Below are 14,144 nucleotides of genomic sequence, written 5' to 3'. Positions count from 1 at the left end.
CAGGTCCACCCCCATCCGGCACGATCCACGCGTACATTTATCAACGAACCGAACGTTCCTCACCAACGAGTGTCAGTCGTATGAATGGAATACACGGGGTCGCGGCTGTCGACGGACGAACGACGGGGGACGACGCGCGGGAGCGAAACATCGCTGCCGGAACCGCACTGTCGGAGCTACTGCGGACGACGCTCGGGCCGAACGGTCGCGACAAGATGCTCGTCGACGATGGGACGGTGATCGTGACCAACGACGGGGCGAGCATCGTCGACCGGCTCTCCCTCGACTCGCCGGCCGCGCGGCTCCTCGCGGGTGTCGCCCGGGCCCAGCGCGGTGAACTCGGTGACGGCTCGACGGCCGCCATCGTCCTCGCGGGGACGTTGCTGGCCGAGGCCGAGACGCTCCTCGACGACGGTCTCCACCCGACGACGGTGATCGCGGGCTACGCCGACGCGGCGGGCCACGCCCGGTCACTCCTCGACGACCTGGCGTCGGCGCCCGACGGCGAGGTGGACCACCGTGCCGTGGTCTCGACCGCGGTCACCGGACGGTGGGACGAGCGCCGGACGGCGTTTCTCGCCGATCTGTCGACGCGGGCGTACCGCGCCGCTCGCGCCGGCGGCGACGATGCGGACCTGTCCGCCATCACCGTCCACGGCGCCGCCGGGGAAGCGACGACGGATTCCGAGCTCCTCGACGGACTGGTCATCGACACCGACACGTCCTCGACGAGCCTCTCCTCGATTGCCGCCGACGTGCCGCGCCGGCTGACCGACGTACGGATCGCCCTCCTCGACGACGAACTCACGATCCAGTCGCCCGATTCGGTGTCACGATACAGCGTCGACAGTCCCGACGGCCTCCGGCGCGCCCGGGATCACGAGCGCGACGAGTACCGGCGCTACGTCGAGACGCTTCGGAGTCACGGCGTCGACGTGTGCTTCTGTCAGAAGTCGATCGACGATGGCCTCCGTGCCCGCCTCGCCAAGGCGGGTATCCTCGCCTTCGAGCGCACTCGACAGGACGAGGTGCACAAGCTGAGCCGGGCGACGGGCGCGAGGCCGGTGATGCGTCTCGACGCGCTCGACCCGTCGGCGGTCGGACGCGCCGACGAACTGGAACGGGTGCGCCTCGGGAAGGGATCGTTCGTCGTCGTCCGGGAGGCGTCGTCGCGGCAGGTGTCGGTACTGCTCCGGGGGAGTCCCGAACACGTCGTGGACGAGACCGAACGCATCGTGAGCGACGGCATCGCACTGCTGGAGACCCTCGACGCCCGTCCCGGGCTGGTTCCGGGCGGTGGCGCAACGGAGACGGAGCTCGCGCTGGCGGTCCGGACGTTCGGCCGCGGCGTCGACGACCGGCGGGCGCTCGCCGTCGACGCGTTCGCCGACGCGCTCGAAACCGTGCCCGTCTCGCTGGCGCGGAACGCGGGCATGGACCCCGTCGACAGCCTGCTCGAACTCCGACGGCGCCACGCCGACGGCGAGCGGTCGGTCGGCGTCGACGGCGACACTGGGACCGTCACGGACGTGATGGCCCGCGGCGTCGTCGAGCCGGTCCGACTCAAGGACCGCGTCGTCGCCAACGCGACGGACGCGGCGACGCTCGTCCTCCGGGTCGACGACGTGATCCGGACGCGAGGGACGCGAGGCGGCGAAGAGCACGACCACGACCACGATCACGATCACGGCCACGGCGGCGTCCGGAGCGATCCGGGCGGCTACCCGTGGGCGATCGGTCACTGATACTGACGGCTGTAAGTCAATCAAGATATTCGCCACCCCGGGGTGGCGAATATCTTGAAACAGTTACAGCCGACAGTACGAAAAGAAGCGGTCGCGATCAGGACGGCTTGGCGGCCGTGCCACGGGACTGGCTCTCCACGTCGCCCAGGTCGTCCGGGTCGATGGTGAAGTCGAAGGCCTCCTGTGGCAACGACACCGTGACGCAGGTGTTCGGCAGGTCGACGATGCCGGCGATGCGGCTCTCGACGGGGATGGTGCTGAGCGCGAAGTACGCCTGCTCGCCGGTGTAGCCGAAATTCTCCAAGTAGTGGATGGCGTCGAGACACGCCCGGCGCATGCCGACGTTGGCGTTCTTGTAGTGCTGGGTACCGTCCTCGTCGACGGAGTAGCCCTCGAAAGTGATGTACTCGGTGAACTGGGGTTCGACGTTGCCCGGCTTGAAGATGGCGTGGTCGAGGCCGAACCGTTCCTGCCCCCCTTTGATCAGGTCGACCCGGAAGTCGATCCAACCCGCCATCTCGATGGCGCCACAGAAGGTAATCTCGCCGTCACCCTGCGAGAAGTGAATGTCGCCGGTGATGAAGTTCGCCCCCTCGACGAAGACGGGGAGGTAGACGCGGGAGCCGCGGCTGAGGTTCTTGATGTCGCAGTTGCCTGCGTTCTCCCGGGGCGGGATGGTTCGGGCGGCCTTCTGGCTCGCCTCCTCCAGTTCCTCGCCCTCCATCGATCCGAGCATGGCGTCTTCGGGTTCGGGCGGGAGCGCGAGCGGGGGTTGTTCCTCGCGAGTCTCGTGGTTGACGGCCGTCTCGACGTCCGGCCCGTCGTCGATGAGCTTCTGCTCTCGACGGTTCCACTCCTCCAGCAGTTCGTGTGACGGGGCCGTCCCGAGGATGCCGGGGTGGGTCAGTCCGGCGAAGTCGACGCCGGGGACGTGGCGCGAACGGGTGTAGACGCCGTCGAGTTCCCAGATGGCCTTGCGCGCCTCGGGGAAGTGGTCGGTGAGGAAGCCGCCGCCGTTGTCCAGCTCGAAGATGCCGGTGAAACCCCACTCGTGGTCCGGGAAGGCGCCGATGTCGAGGATGTCGACGACGAGGATGTCGCCCGGCTCCGCTCCCTGCACCTCGATGGGGCCACTCAGGTGGTGGTTCGGCGCCAGCTTCATGTCCCGGATGTCGTTGGCGCTGTCGTCGTTGACCACCTGCCCGCCGGTCCAGTCGAGACACTCCACGCGGAACTTCTCGCCGGGTTCGACGCTCGCGGCGGGCGGCGTGTCCGGATGCCACCGGTTGACGATGGGGTCGGGCTGTTCGTCGGGGGGTGCGTCGGTGTCTACCTCGAACACTGTCTCTGGCATAGGCCGTGACGATATTGTGTTTCAGAAACATTAATATTACTATGTATTCAACTGGTGATCATGTTGGGAGAAGGGACGAAGCGCGCGTGGACCGGTCGCGGAGGCGCGTCGCGACGGCCATGACCACCGAAGAATCGGGGGCGCTGGAGGATCGAATCGACCTTTACACGACGCTCTGGTCCGTCTTTCGGGACCGGCCCTTCGAATCGGACGAACTCGCTCGGCAGCTCGTGGAACGCGGGCAGCACGAACTCGTCTCGACGACGGCGGAGCCGGACGCGTCGCTCGCGTGGCTCGTCGACGCCGGCGTCGTCACGGCCGACGGGTCGGCGTACCGGGTGACTGACCTCCCGAACGACGCCGCGAGGGCGTTAGCCGACGCGGCTGCGGCGGACGTGGAGACGGTCCGTCGTCAGGTGCTCGCGGCGCTCACGGCACCGGACGAGGAGTCCGAGACGGTCGTCGTCGACGACGACGGCTACACCGTCGTCGAACTGGGCGTCGGAGAGTCGATGGACGCGGCCGCCGACCGGGTCGTCAAGGCCGCCGCGGACGGCGAGGGCGTCGCCGTGACGACGCCCGGGACGAACGCCGCCGCGGCACAGCGACTCGCGGACCGCTTGATCGCGGACCGCTCGTGGTCGAAGGCCGGATCGACCGTCGTGGAAGGCGACCACGAGGACGCGGAGCTGGTCTTTCACCTGTATCTCGACACCGACTAAACGAGGAGGGCGGCGGCACCGATGCCGACGAGCGCGCCGAGCAGGTTCGCGCTGGCGTACCAGACGGCGAGACGGCGCTCGCCCGTCTCCCACAGTCGAACGGTGTCGACCGAGAAGGAGGAGAAGGTCGTGTAGGACCCACAGGCACCGGTCCCGACGAACAGGAGGACGTCCTCGCCGGCCCCGAGGAAGGTTACGAGCGCGAGGACGAACGACCCGACGACGTTGACGGTGAAGGTTCCGTAGGGGAACGGCCGGTCGCCCGCGACGCCGCCGACGTAGCGGCCGGTCGCGAACCGGAGCACGGCGCCGATGGCGGCGCCGGCGCCGACGAGATACGCGGGGTCGACCATCACTCACCACCCCCGAGTGCCCTCGCGACGCGTCGGCCAGCGAGGACGGCGGCGAAACCGGCGGCGTAACTCGCGATCACGTACCCGAGACCGACGGCCGGTGCCGACTGGACGACTTCCAGTGCGAACGTGCTGTACGTGGTAAACGAGGAGAGAAAGCCGGTGCCGAGGACGACACTCGTCTCCTCGCTGAGCACGCCGTGGAGTTCGGCCTCGTAGACCAGAAAGCCGAGCGCGAGACAGCCGAGGACGTTCGCCGCGAAGGTGCCGGCGAGGCCGGGAAGTGCGAGCGAGAAGGCGTGCCGGAGGTTCGCCCCGGCGAAGCCACCGACTGCGACGAGGGCGACGAGTTCGAACGTCCGCAGTCGCGACGCCGTCGTCCGCTCCATGACGACCCGAACTGCGGGACGGTCCGTATTAATCACCCCCGTCGAATCGTCGCCGAGAGAAATGTGGTTTATAATGAAATTCAGGATAGTTAATTATAAGTAAATTATAAGTCGGGGTTCGTCGTTTGTAGACGTGTCATGGTACTAACTAGCGTAGACTACGACAGCCATCGTCCATCGCGGGGAGAATCATGACGCTGTACGGTGTCCTCGGGATGGGACTGCTGTTCGTCGGTGGCGTTCTCTTCGTCAACGGGATGTGGCTCCTCGGCTACGGATCGAACAGGGACGTCGCCATCTTCAACTTCCTCGTGGGGCTGATCACGTTTCTCATCGTCCTCTGGTGGGCGTTCGGCGGCGACGCCTCGGAGGGAACCGCGTTCAACGCCGCCGGCACCATGCTGTTTTCGTTCACCTATCTCTGGATCGGAGCGAACGCCATCCGCGGCGTCGACGATCAGCGCTCGTTCGGCTGGTACTGCGGATTCGTCGCCGTCACCGCCCTCCCGACGGCGTATCTCGTCTTCCTCAGCGGCGACGTGGGATTGACCGGACTGTGGCTCCTGTGGGCGGTGCTCTGGGCCGCCTTCTTCGTCCTGTTGGCGCTCGAACGCGACGACCTCACCAACCCGGTCGGCTCCTTTACCGCCATCACCGGCGCCGTCACCGCCATCGGCGGTTACCTGATGGCCGCCGGCTTCTGGCCGTGGGCCTGACCCGACGGCCCGTTTCGTTCTCTTCCTCGTGGCTGAATACAGTAACATGTCAGTCTGATTTGTTACAATAGTATTAAGTATATCTGAATAACATATCCTCGTGGACTGGTATCAATGCCCGAAGTAAAATTCGAAGTCGACGTCGACAGCCCGCCGGACGAACAGCCGGGAGCGAACCCGTTCAACCGCTGGCATCCGGATATCCCGGCCGTCGTCGACGTGGAACCAGGCGAGTCCGTCCGCCTCGAGGCGCTGGACTGGACCGGCGGTCAGATCACCGACAACGACGACCCGAACGAGGTCAGGGACGTCGACCTCTCGCAGGTCCACTACCTCGCGGGGCCGGTACACGTGGAAGGAGCCGAACCCGGCGACCTGCTGAAAGTCGAGTTCCTCGACATGGGACCGCTCAACGAACGCTCGGAGTTCGGGTTCACCGGCACCTTCTCGCAAAAAAACGGCGGCGGCTTCCTCACCGATCACTTCCCGCACGCCGCGAAGTCCATCTGGGACCTCGACGGCTACACCGTCTCCTCGCGCCACATTCCGGACGTGCGCTACGAGGGGAAGATTCACCCCGGACTCGCGGGCTGTGCGCCCAGTCAGGAACTCCTCGAGGAGTGGAACGCCCGCGAACAGGAACTCATCGACAAGTTCGAGGACGACCCCACGTCCATCCCCAACCACCCGACCGCGGAGAAGGAACCGGGCGTCGCGAACCCGCCGACGACCGAGGGCGCCCAGATGGGTGAGATGGACCCCGACGAGGCCGAGGAAGCCGCGAAGGAAGCGGCCCGAACCGTCCCGCCCCGCGAACACGGCGGCAACCACGACATCAAGGACCTCTCCATCGGCTCGACCGTCTACTTCCCCGTCTACGTCGACGGCGCCAAGTTCGGCGTCGGCGACTTCCACGCCTCGCAGGGCGACGGCGAGGTCACCTTCTGTGGCGCCATCGAGATGGCCGCCTACATCGACCTCAAATTCGAGGTGGTGAAAAACGGGATGGAAGACCACGGCGTCACCCACCCCATCTTCGAACCCGGCCACCGCGGCCCCAACTTCGAGGACTACGTCACCTTCTGTGGCTACTCCGTCACCGAGGACGGCGAGCAGAAGTACATCGACTCCCACACCGCCTACCGGCGGGCCTGCCTCCAAGCTATCGACTACCTCAAGCAGTTCGGCTACACGGGCCAGCAGGCGCTACATATCCTCGGCACGGTGCCAATCGAGGGCCGACAGAGCGGCGTCGTCGACGTGCCCAACGCCTGTTCGACGCTCGCGCTCCCGACCGGCGCCTTCGAGTTCGACATCTCGCCGGGGAGCCTCGGCAACGCGAGGGACCGCGGTGACCTCGTCGTCACCGACCGGCCGCTCGAGTAGCGGCCCGGTCGGTCACGCCGGCGACGCGTCTCGGCGGTGAAAGCGAGAGGGAGAGGGAATCGTCCGGGAGACCGGCGCTTAGCTGGTTTTCTCGGTTTCGGCGGTCGAGGTGTCGGCGGTCGACGTCTCCGTCGTCTCCGCGGTCGACGTCTCGGACGAGGACTCCTCCGCGCCCTCCTGCAGCTCCTCCTCGATCTCTTCGCGCCCGCGTTTGAACTCACCCATGGCCTGCCCGGTCGAGCGAGCCAGCTTCGGGATTTTGTTCGCCCCGAACAGCAAGACGAGGACGAAGAGGACGATGAGCAACTCCGGCCCGCCGGGCAACCCGGGGAACAGTGGAACGATTGGGTCGTACATCACTACCTCCTGCTAGCCTGTTCGCAATTATAGGCTTTTTGCTGTTCGCGACGCCGCAGAACGTCGCTGGCACCGGCCGGGACAGTGGCCGTCGTGGGACGGCGCACGTGCGATTCGCGGGCAAACGGTGCCAAACGCGCCGATATCAACAGGCGTAAGACCGTTCTCCCTCGTACGACGCCCATGGTCGACATCGGCGACGACGCTCCGGATTTCACCGTGCCGCTCGCGAACGGCGGCGTCGAGACGTTCACCCTCTCGGACCGCCTCGACGAGGCGCCAATCGTGCTCGCCTTCTTCCCGGCGGCGTTCACCAACACCTGCACGACCGAGATGTGTACGTTCCGCGACCGACTGGCGAACTTCGAGGACGTCGGTGGAACGGTGTACGGCGTCAGCGTCGACTTGCCGTACACGCTCAACGAGTTCCGCGACGAACACGACCTGAACTTCGGCCTCCTCAGCGACGAGCGCCGCGAACTGATCGAAGCCTACGACGTGGTCGACCGGTGGGAGCCACGCGACATCCGCGTCGCCAAGCGAGCCGTCTTCGTCGTCGACGGCGACGGGACGGTCACGTACGCGTGGGTCGGCGACAACCCGAAACAGGAGCCGGACTACGAGGAAGTCCACGAGGCGACGGTCGACGCGGCCTGAGACGGATCGTTGTAACTTAACTGTGTACCGGGGAGTCGCCGGACCCGCTCGGTACTGACTGGCAAGGACCCGTACGAGCCAGCGCGCTTTTTTCGCCGGCCGGCGAAACGTCCGCATGAACAGCGACGATGCCGACGGACGCAAGTACGACCCCGACGCCGACCACCCGTACCCCGACGAGAGACTGAACGACGTCCTGTCGGCCCTCCTCGACGACCCCGAGGTGACGACGTATCTGGAGGCCCAGAACGTCAACGCCGTCACGCGGAAAGGGTACAACGACCACGGGCCGAAACACATCAGCATCGTCCGGAACCGGGCGCTCCGGCTGTACGAACTCCTGAAACGCGCCGGCGTGTCGTTCAACGGCGCCGCGGACCAGGGCCTCGACGAGGCCGACGAACCGGTCGTCGTCGCGCTCGCGGCCACCCTCCACGATGTAGGCCACGTCGTCCACCGCGACGGACACGCCTACTACTCCATCCCGCTCGCCGCCGACATCCTCGACCGACTCCTCCCGCAGTGGTACGACACGGGTGAAGCGGTGCGGATGAAAGCCGAGACGCTCCACGCCATCCTCTGTCACCACACGGAGGAGGACCCCCTGACCCGCGAGGCGGGCGTCATCCGCGTCGCCGACGCCCTCGACATGGAGCGGGGGCGCTCGCGCATCCCCTACGAGAAGGGCGGCCGTGGGATCAACACGCTGTCGAGTCAGGCGATCCGGGACGTGACGCTGGAGTCGGGCGACGACACCCCGGTGCTAGTCGAAATCGAGATGGTGAACGCGGCCGGCGTCTATCAGGTCGACAACCTGCTGAAGGCGAAACTGCGGGACTCGATGCTGGAGGAGTACGTCCGCATCGTCGCCGTCAACACGAAAGAGGAGAGCGGGCTGGTCGAACGGATCGAACTCTAGTCGTCGACGACGGTTTCGGCCGTGACGCCGCTGACGTCGAGCGAGCCACCGAGCGTGCGGTTCGGGTAGGGGATGTTGATGTCCTCCGCGTCGAAGCGCTCTTTCACCGCGGTGACGTACTCGCCGCGGGTCTTGACGAAGTCCGAACGACTCGGATCGTCGATCCAGACCCGCGATTTGAGCACGACGGAGGAGTCGCCGAGTTCGGTCAGTCGGACCGTCGGTGCGGGGTCCTCGAGGATGTCCGGGTGGGCGTGGGCCTCCTCGAGGATGATCTCGTTCGCCCGCTCGATGTCGTCGTCGTAGCCGATGCCGAAGGGGACCTGCAGGCGAAGCTGTTTCTTCGCGACGGGATTCTTGATCACGTCGTCGGTGAGCTGCGAGTTCGGCACCGTCAACAGTTCGTTGTCGAAGGTGCGCACCCGCGTCACGCGGAAGCTGATGTCCTCGACGATGCCCGAGTTGCCGTCCCACTCGATCCAGTCCCCGATGCGGAACGGCTTGTCGGTGAAGATGAAGATGCCCGCGACGAAGTTGGCGATGACGTTCTGCATCGCGAAACCGATGGCGAGCGTCGCCGCCGCGGCGACGGTGGCGAGCGACTGCAGGAAGTCGCCGTAGCCAGCGAAGCCGAAGGCGACGGCGATGCCGACGAAGACGGTGATCGCCAGCATGAGTTTCCGGAGCGGCTTCCGGGCGTGCACCTCCAGTCCACGCGCGTCCATCACCCGGTCGAGAAGCGGGATGACCACCAGTCGGCCGACCAGATAGACGGCGAGCAGAGCGACGGCGAACGCGATGGCCGAGCCGAGCGACTCGGCGTACGGGACGCCGTTGTTCGCGAGGAACCGTGCGATGGCGCCGCCACCCCCGGCACCCGGTTCGGCTCCGGCGCCGTTCTGTAAGACGACCGGCGTCATCGGTACAGCACCGCGGTGTTGCCGCGCGTCTCGACGACGTCGGCGTCGACGCGGTCGGACAGGTCGACCGCCAGCGTCTCCACGTCCGTCCCCCCGCGGGCCGCTCGCAGGAACTTCACCTTCACCAGCTCTCGATCCCCCAACTGATCGTCGAGTTCGTCGACGACGGCCCCGACCCCGCTCTTGCCGACCCAGACCGTCACGTCGAGGTCGTGGGCCCGCTTTCGCAGCGCTTGCGTATCCATACCCCGGTACTGTGCCCGAATCGGTTTGAAACTTTATAATAAGGCCGACCGTGCGCCGCTCGGCCGGCGGGCCGCAACCAGACCGATCAGTCGTAGGGGTACCGCGCCGTCGCGCCGCAGTCACAGCGGACGACGACGTGCCCACTCTGGAGTCGGACGCGGGCGTTCCGGCCGGGCACGAGGTAGGCGTCGCAGGCGTCACAGGTGAACCGCCGGAAGGTCCGCGGGAGGGTGAGCCGGTTGCGCTCGGCGATGCGGCGGGCGAGGCGGACGTACTCCCGGGCGCGCTCCTCGTTGCCCTCCCTGACGGCGGCGCGGGCGAGGGCTTCGAGGCGGTCGACGCGCTCCGCGGGGATGCCCATGGTCGAAGCGGGCCGCGGGGTGGCAAAGGCCTTGCGACACCGCGTCGCGGCCGACGCCGCGACGGTGTGGAGAGTTTCGGTAGCGTCAAGGGAGCCAGGGGAGAATCGCCGCCCGTGCGGGTGCTGAACTACCTCGAACTGGAAGGCCAACTGGAGCGAAGCGGCATCGGCACCGCCGCCGCCCAGCAACGCGCCGCGCTGGCGACGACGGACGTCTCCGTCGTCACGTCGCCGTGGACGGGCGGGTCGCCGGCCAGTGCACTCGAGAGCCTCCTCCGTGGCCGCGGCGCCGTCCGCGACTACGACGTGGCCCACTGCAACGTGATCGGTCCGGGATCGGTCGCCGTCGCCCGCCACGCCAAACGGACGGGGCGGCCGCTAGTGCTTCACGCCCACGTCACCGCCGAGGACTTCGCCGAGAGCTTCCGGGGCTCCACCCACCTCGCCGGCCCGCTCCGTCGCTACCTCCGCTGGTTCTACTCGCAGGCCGACCTCGTGCTCTGTCCGAGCGCGTACACGAAGCGCACCCTCGAATCCTACCCCGTCGACGCGCCGATCCGACCGATCACCAACGGCGTCGACACCGAATCGCTCGCGGGCTTTGCGGACCTCCGTGAGGAGTACCGCGAGCGGTTCGATCTCGACGGACTCGTCGTCTTCTCGGTCGGCAACGTCTTCGAGCGCAAGGGCCTGACCACGTTCTGTCGGCTCGCCGAGGACACCGACTACGAATTCGCGTGGTTCGGTCCCTACGACACCGGACCACAGGCCTCCGAGACGGTGCGTCGCTGGACGACGAATCCCCCGGCGAACGTCACCTTCACCGGCTGGGTCGACGACAAGCGCGGCGCCTTCGCCGCCGGCGACGTCTACTGTTTCCCCACCAAGGCGGAGAATCAGGGCATCGCGGTGCTGGAGGCGATGGCCTGCGGGAAGCCCGTCGTCCTGCGGGACATCCCCGTCTTCGAGGAGTTCTACACTCACGGTCACGACTGCCTGAAGTGTTCGACCCACGAGGAGTTCCGCGACGCGCTGGATTCACTGGCTGCCGACCCCGACCTACGCCGGCGACTCGGCGAGAACGCGCGGGAGACGGCGAGCGAGCACTCGCTTTCGCGGGTGGGCGAGAAACTGGTCGACGCCTACGCCGAAGTCACAAGCGATTAACCCCTCCTCGTCGAATCGCCGACAATGCGTTCGGTCGCCGTCTTCACCGACACCTATCTCCCCACCGTCAACGGCGTGACCTACACCGTCAAGGCCTGGCGTGACTGCTGGGCCGACCGCGGCGGCCGGATGGACGTGGTCTACCCCCGCACCGACGGCTACGCCGCGCGCGCCGGCGAGTACCCCGTCCGGAGCCTCCCCTTTCCCTTCTACCCGGGCTTCCGACTCGGCACGCCCTGGATCCCGCGGCGCGTGCGGGACGCCGAAATCGTCCACGCCCACACGCCCTTTGCCGTCGGCCTCGCGGGGCTCCGGCTGGCGCGACGGACGGATCGTCCCTTCGTCGCCTCGTATCACACTCCCACGGCGGAGTACGCCGACTACGTGGCGCCGAGCGACGCCGTCGAACGACTCGTCGAACGCGCGAGCGAGCGCTACGAGAAGTGGTTCCTCGACCACGCGGACGCGGTGCTCGCGCCGAGCGAGGCGACGGCCGACCACCTCGACGACGTGGGCGTCGACACGCCCGTGACCGTCATCCCGAACGGCATCGACACCGACCGGTTCCGTCCCGTCGACGCCGCGGCGTTCCGATCACGACACGGCCTCGACGACGCCGAGACGCTGATCGGCTACACCGGCCGCCACGGCTACGAGAAGCGCCTCGCCGACGTCGTCGACGCCGCGGCGGCGCTGGACGCGACGGTCGTCTTCGGCGGCGACGGCCCGGCCCGCGACGAACTCGAAGCGCGCGCGGCCGACCGCGGCGTCGACGCCCGCTTTCTCGGCTTCCTCGACCGGGAGGAACTCCCCGCGTTCTACAGCGCGCTCGACGCCTTCGTCTTCCCGAGTCCGATCGAGACGCAGGGACTGGTCGCGCTGGAGGCCAACGCCTGCGGGACACCGGTCGTCGGCGCGAACGACGGCGCCCTCGCCGACACCGTCGAGGACGGCGTCACGGGCTATCACTTCGAGACGGGCGACGTCGACTCCCTCCGAACGTCGATCCGGCGGACGCTCGACGAACGCGACGCGCTCCGGGAGACGTGTCTCGAGACGCGGGAGCGACACGGGGTCGACCACGCGGTCGACCGCCTCGCTGACGTGTACGAACGGGTGAGCTAGAGTCGCGAATCGGCGTGACCGCCGGCGCCGTCAGTCGTCCTCGATGGCCTGGGCGATGCGCTGGAGCTGCCGGGTCACGTCACGAACTTCGTCGCGGAGCTGTCGGACCTCGCGGACGAGTTCCTCGTTGCCGACGGACTCCTCCTCGCCGCGGCCGCCACCCATGCCCGGTGGGCCGCCACCGCCGCCCATGCCCGGCGGACCGCCGCCCATACCGCCGCCCATGCCACCCGGGCCGCCACCGCCCATCATGCCGCTCATCATCTGGGCGAAGGGGTTGCCGCCCTCGCCGCCGCCCATCATCTCTTCGGGGTCGGGACGCTCGCCCTCCTCGCGCTCCTCGGCGCGTCGCTCGCGAATCTCCTCGACGCGCTCGCGGAAGGACTTCTCCTCCTCGCCGCCCTCGCTCTCCTCGCTACCCTCTGCCGGAGCGTCGTCGCCGGTGTCGTCGTCTGCCATGGAACCCGGTTCGCGAGCCACGCCGAAAAGGGTTGTCGTCTCCCGAGACGCACCCCGACACCGGCGCCGGACCGGCGGCGGCGGAGCGAACGGGTACGTTTTTTACTGATGGATCCAGTGTCGCATGGTATGGCTACACGTGGACAGCACGCTTCCGGCGCGACCCTCCCCGACATCGTGCCGTTCGATCCCCCCGCACTGACGCGACTGAGCTGGGAGCTCGGCTCCCGCGTCGTCGACGACGAGGCGTCCGTCCGAGTGGGCCGGTGGGAGCGCGTCGGGTCGTCGTGGTCGCTGTCGGTGTTCCGGGTGACGAGCGAAACGGTCGTCGTGCGCGTCCGGACACCCATCGGACGGCAACGCTTCTACGGGGCGGCGTGGATGGACCTCGAAGACGACGTCCCGGAACTCGACGCGGCGCCGTCGTGGGAGCGGGGCGCCTGACCGCCCCGACTGCCCCGTCAGCCGAACGCGCCCAGACTCGACTGCAGCCGTCGGTCGGTGCCGCCCTCCTCGACCTCGTAGCCCACCAGATCACGCAGATCGACCGCGTAGGTGCTGCCCCCCTGATCGAGCACGAGCAGTCGGCCCTTCGTCCCCCGGACCCGCCCCGTCGCCAGCGTCTCGGCGACCGGCCGCTCCGATATGTCCAGGCCGTAGTCGAAGTCGAACGTCTCGACGGGGTCGAAGTCGTCGAGGAGCGCCCGCCACGCGGCGCCGTCGACGGCGCGGCCGAGGCCCGCGCGCTTCGTGGGCACCCGGACGCGGTCGGTGATCTCGGTCGCCAGTTCGGCCTCGATTTCGCGCGCGATCCGCCCGTCGTCGACGGTACGGAGGTGCGCGCCGCGGTCCGCCCCCTGCTCGCGGAGGCGGGTCTCCAGCCGATACGCCTTCGTGACGCCCACCTTGAACGTGTCCGGGGCGAAGGCGGCGAGGTAGATGGCGTGATCGTCGAAACAGTCCATCTCGTCTTTGAGGCAGGTGCCCGTACACCGGGCACAGACCCACGTGGAAGTGTGGTCGGGGCAGTGGGGCACCCCGTCGGCGTCGCAGGGGCGGTGGCCGTCGTCGGTCACGACGCCCGCGCAGTGACGGTCACCGAGACGATAGGAGAGCTCAGTCCCGGGGTCGAGGGGGACGTACTCGACGGCCGCGGTCGGGTGTCGGGCGTCGGCCTCGACGTCGGCGCTCCCGTCGCTCACGAGGAGGCCGCCGTCGCCCGTCTCGTAGCCGACGATCTGCACGGGTCGGCTTGGACCTGCGGCCTA

18 protein-coding genes are annotated in these 14,144 nt (G+C 67.8%); 9 read left to right on the top strand and 9 right to left on the bottom strand.

The window, feature by feature from the left end:
• The first annotated feature begins 80 nt into the window (after nucleotides 1-80).
• A complete protein-coding gene (gene thsA, locus DU484_RS08880) occupies nucleotides 81-1,745 on the top strand; it encodes a thermosome subunit alpha (protein ID WP_114605734.1) in 1,665 nt (554 codons plus the stop codon).
• A 97-nt stretch (nucleotides 1,746-1,842) separates the two neighbouring features.
• Here thsA and fmdA (DU484_RS08875) read toward each other — a convergent pair whose 3' ends face one another.
• Nucleotides 1,843-3,099 (bottom strand): formamidase, encoded by a 1,257-nt coding sequence (fmdA, locus tag DU484_RS08875; RefSeq protein WP_114585672.1) that lies wholly within the window; start codon nucleotides 3,097-3,099, stop codon nucleotides 1,843-1,845.
• Between the two features lie 119 nt (nucleotides 3,100-3,218).
• Here fmdA (DU484_RS08875) and DU484_RS08870 point away from each other — a divergent pair, with 119 nt between their 5' ends.
• Nucleotides 3,219-3,821 carry a hypothetical protein gene (locus tag DU484_RS08870; RefSeq protein WP_157969544.1) on the top strand — a complete coding sequence of 201 codons (603 nt, stop codon included), beginning with the start codon at nucleotides 3,219-3,221 and terminating at the stop codon, nucleotides 3,819-3,821.
• Here the strand turns inward: DU484_RS08870 and crcB are convergent.
• Both crcB and DU484_RS08860 read right to left on the bottom strand, forming a co-directional pair.
• Nucleotides 3,818-4,174 carry a fluoride efflux transporter CrcB gene (gene crcB / locus DU484_RS08865; protein ID WP_114585670.1) on the bottom strand — a complete coding sequence of 119 codons (357 nt, stop codon included), beginning with the start codon at nucleotides 4,172-4,174 and terminating at the stop codon, nucleotides 3,818-3,820. The genes DU484_RS08870 and crcB overlap by 4 nt on opposite strands.
• The gene (locus DU484_RS08860; protein WP_114605732.1) at nucleotides 4,174-4,563 is read right to left on the bottom strand and encodes a fluoride efflux transporter FluC; all 390 of its coding nucleotides are present in this window, start codon (nucleotides 4,561-4,563) and stop codon (nucleotides 4,174-4,176) included. Before DU484_RS08860 ends, crcB begins: the two co-directional genes overlap by 1 nt.
• A 191-nt stretch (nucleotides 4,564-4,754) precedes the next feature.
• On the opposite strand from DU484_RS08860, the gene DU484_RS08855 reads away from it, so the two are divergent.
• Nucleotides 4,755-5,279 carry an AmiS/UreI family transporter gene (locus DU484_RS08855; RefSeq protein WP_222844894.1) on the top strand — a complete coding sequence of 175 codons (525 nt, stop codon included), beginning with the start codon at nucleotides 4,755-4,757 and terminating at the stop codon, nucleotides 5,277-5,279.
• A 114-nt stretch (nucleotides 5,280-5,393) separates the two neighbouring features.
• On the top strand, nucleotides 5,394-6,665 hold the full coding sequence (gene fmdA, locus DU484_RS08850) for a formamidase (protein WP_114605731.1): 1,272 nt from the start codon (nucleotides 5,394-5,396) through the stop codon (nucleotides 6,663-6,665).
• A gap of 78 nt (nucleotides 6,666-6,743) precedes the next feature.
• On the opposite strand, the gene DU484_RS08845 is transcribed toward fmdA (DU484_RS08850), so the two are convergent.
• Nucleotides 6,744-7,022, bottom strand: a complete 279-nt coding sequence (locus DU484_RS08845; RefSeq protein WP_114585667.1) for a Sec-independent protein translocase subunit TatA/TatB — start codon at nucleotides 7,020-7,022, stop codon at nucleotides 6,744-6,746.
• Between the two features lie 183 nt (nucleotides 7,023-7,205).
• On the opposite strand from DU484_RS08845, the gene DU484_RS08840 reads away from it, so the two are divergent.
• Complete coding sequence (locus DU484_RS08840) at nucleotides 7,206-7,679, top strand: redoxin domain-containing protein (protein ID WP_114585666.1); 474 nt, start codon at nucleotides 7,206-7,208, stop codon at nucleotides 7,677-7,679.
• 115 nt (nucleotides 7,680-7,794) lie between these two features.
• The gene (locus DU484_RS08835; protein WP_114605730.1) at nucleotides 7,795-8,598 is read left to right on the top strand and encodes an HD domain-containing protein; all 804 of its coding nucleotides are present in this window, start codon (nucleotides 7,795-7,797) and stop codon (nucleotides 8,596-8,598) included.
• On the opposite strand, the gene DU484_RS08830 is transcribed toward DU484_RS08835, so the two are convergent.
• The 3 genes from DU484_RS08830 to DU484_RS08820 all read right to left on the bottom strand — a co-directional run bounded on the left by DU484_RS08830 (nucleotide 8,595) and on the right by DU484_RS08820 (nucleotide 10,125).
• A complete protein-coding gene (locus DU484_RS08830) occupies nucleotides 8,595-9,518 on the bottom strand; it encodes a mechanosensitive ion channel family protein (protein WP_114605729.1) in 924 nt (307 codons plus the stop codon). The genes DU484_RS08835 and DU484_RS08830 overlap by 4 nt on opposite strands.
• Nucleotides 9,515-9,763: a YhbY family RNA-binding protein gene (locus DU484_RS08825; RefSeq protein ID WP_114605728.1), complete on the bottom strand. Its 249-nt coding sequence runs from the start codon at nucleotides 9,761-9,763 to the stop codon at nucleotides 9,515-9,517. Before DU484_RS08825 ends, DU484_RS08830 begins: the two co-directional genes overlap by 4 nt.
• Nucleotides 9,764-9,849: 86 nt before the next feature.
• Nucleotides 9,850-10,125: a ribonuclease P protein component 4 gene (locus DU484_RS08820; RefSeq protein WP_114585662.1), complete on the bottom strand. Its 276-nt coding sequence runs from the start codon at nucleotides 10,123-10,125 to the stop codon at nucleotides 9,850-9,852.
• A 114-nt stretch (nucleotides 10,126-10,239) separates the two neighbouring features.
• Between DU484_RS08820 and DU484_RS08815 the strand changes: the two genes are divergently transcribed.
• Nucleotides 10,240-11,292, top strand: coding sequence for a glycosyltransferase family 4 protein (locus tag DU484_RS08815; protein WP_114605727.1), 1,053 nt, complete (start codon nucleotides 10,240-10,242; stop codon nucleotides 11,290-11,292).
• 24 nt (nucleotides 11,293-11,316) lie between these two features.
• The gene (locus DU484_RS08810) at nucleotides 11,317-12,417 is read left to right on the top strand and encodes a glycosyltransferase (RefSeq protein ID WP_114605726.1); all 1,101 of its coding nucleotides are present in this window, start codon (nucleotides 11,317-11,319) and stop codon (nucleotides 12,415-12,417) included.
• Nucleotides 12,418-12,447: 30 nt separating this feature from the next.
• On the opposite strand, the gene DU484_RS08805 is transcribed toward DU484_RS08810, so the two are convergent.
• Entirely contained in the window at nucleotides 12,448-12,876 is a 429-nt protein-coding gene (locus DU484_RS08805) for a hypothetical protein (protein WP_114585659.1), read from the bottom strand.
• A 129-nt stretch (nucleotides 12,877-13,005) separates the two neighbouring features.
• Between DU484_RS08805 and DU484_RS08800 the strand changes: the two genes are divergently transcribed.
• Nucleotides 13,006-13,320: a hypothetical protein gene (locus tag DU484_RS08800; protein WP_114605725.1), complete on the top strand. Its 315-nt coding sequence runs from the start codon at nucleotides 13,006-13,008 to the stop codon at nucleotides 13,318-13,320.
• 17 nt (nucleotides 13,321-13,337) lie between these two features.
• Here the strand turns inward: DU484_RS08800 and DU484_RS08795 are convergent, their stop codons facing one another.
• Nucleotides 13,338-14,120, bottom strand: coding sequence for a DUF2797 domain-containing protein (locus tag DU484_RS08795; protein WP_114605724.1), 783 nt, complete (start codon nucleotides 14,118-14,120; stop codon nucleotides 13,338-13,340).
• Between the last annotated feature and the right edge of the window lie 24 nt (nucleotides 14,121-14,144).

This window comes from Haloplanus rubicundus, from assembly GCF_003342675.1.
GTDB lineage: Archaea > Halobacteriota > Halobacteria > Halobacteriales > Haloferacaceae > Haloplanus > Haloplanus rubicundus.
The sequence above is the reverse complement of the archived record's forward strand: the minus strand, read 5'-3'. Positions and strand labels throughout refer to the sequence as shown.

Coding starts and splice junctions, on each gene's coding strand:
- thsA (WP_114605734.1), top strand. CDS start 81: ATGAATGGAATACACGGGGTCGCGGCTGTCGACGGACGAACGACGGGG.
- fmdA (WP_114585672.1), bottom strand. CDS start 3,099: ATGCCAGAGACAGTGTTCGAGGTAGACACCGACGCACCCCCCGACGAA.
- DU484_RS08870 (WP_157969544.1), top strand. CDS start 3,219: ATGACCACCGAAGAATCGGGGGCGCTGGAGGATCGAATCGACCTTTAC.
- crcB (WP_114585670.1), bottom strand. CDS start 4,174: ATGGTCGACCCCGCGTATCTCGTCGGCGCCGGCGCCGCCATCGGCGCC.
- DU484_RS08860 (WP_114605732.1), bottom strand. CDS start 4,563: ATGGAGCGGACGACGGCGTCGCGACTGCGGACGTTCGAACTCGTCGCC.
- DU484_RS08855 (WP_222844894.1), top strand. CDS start 4,755: ATGACGCTGTACGGTGTCCTCGGGATGGGACTGCTGTTCGTCGGTGGC.
- fmdA (WP_114605731.1), top strand. CDS start 5,394: ATGCCCGAAGTAAAATTCGAAGTCGACGTCGACAGCCCGCCGGACGAA.
- DU484_RS08845 (WP_114585667.1), bottom strand. CDS start 7,022: ATGTACGACCCAATCGTTCCACTGTTCCCCGGGTTGCCCGGCGGGCCG.
- DU484_RS08840 (WP_114585666.1), top strand. CDS start 7,206: ATGGTCGACATCGGCGACGACGCTCCGGATTTCACCGTGCCGCTCGCG.
- DU484_RS08835 (WP_114605730.1), top strand. CDS start 7,795: ATGAACAGCGACGATGCCGACGGACGCAAGTACGACCCCGACGCCGAC.
- DU484_RS08830 (WP_114605729.1), bottom strand. CDS start 9,518: ATGACGCCGGTCGTCTTACAGAACGGCGCCGGAGCCGAACCGGGTGCC.
- DU484_RS08825 (WP_114605728.1), bottom strand. CDS start 9,763: ATGGATACGCAAGCGCTGCGAAAGCGGGCCCACGACCTCGACGTGACG.
- DU484_RS08820 (WP_114585662.1), bottom strand. CDS start 10,125: ATGGGCATCCCCGCGGAGCGCGTCGACCGCCTCGAAGCCCTCGCCCGC.
- DU484_RS08810 (WP_114605726.1), top strand. CDS start 11,317: ATGCGTTCGGTCGCCGTCTTCACCGACACCTATCTCCCCACCGTCAAC.
- DU484_RS08805 (WP_114585659.1), bottom strand. CDS start 12,876: ATGGCAGACGACGACACCGGCGACGACGCTCCGGCAGAGGGTAGCGAG.
- DU484_RS08800 (WP_114605725.1), top strand. CDS start 13,006: ATGGCTACACGTGGACAGCACGCTTCCGGCGCGACCCTCCCCGACATC.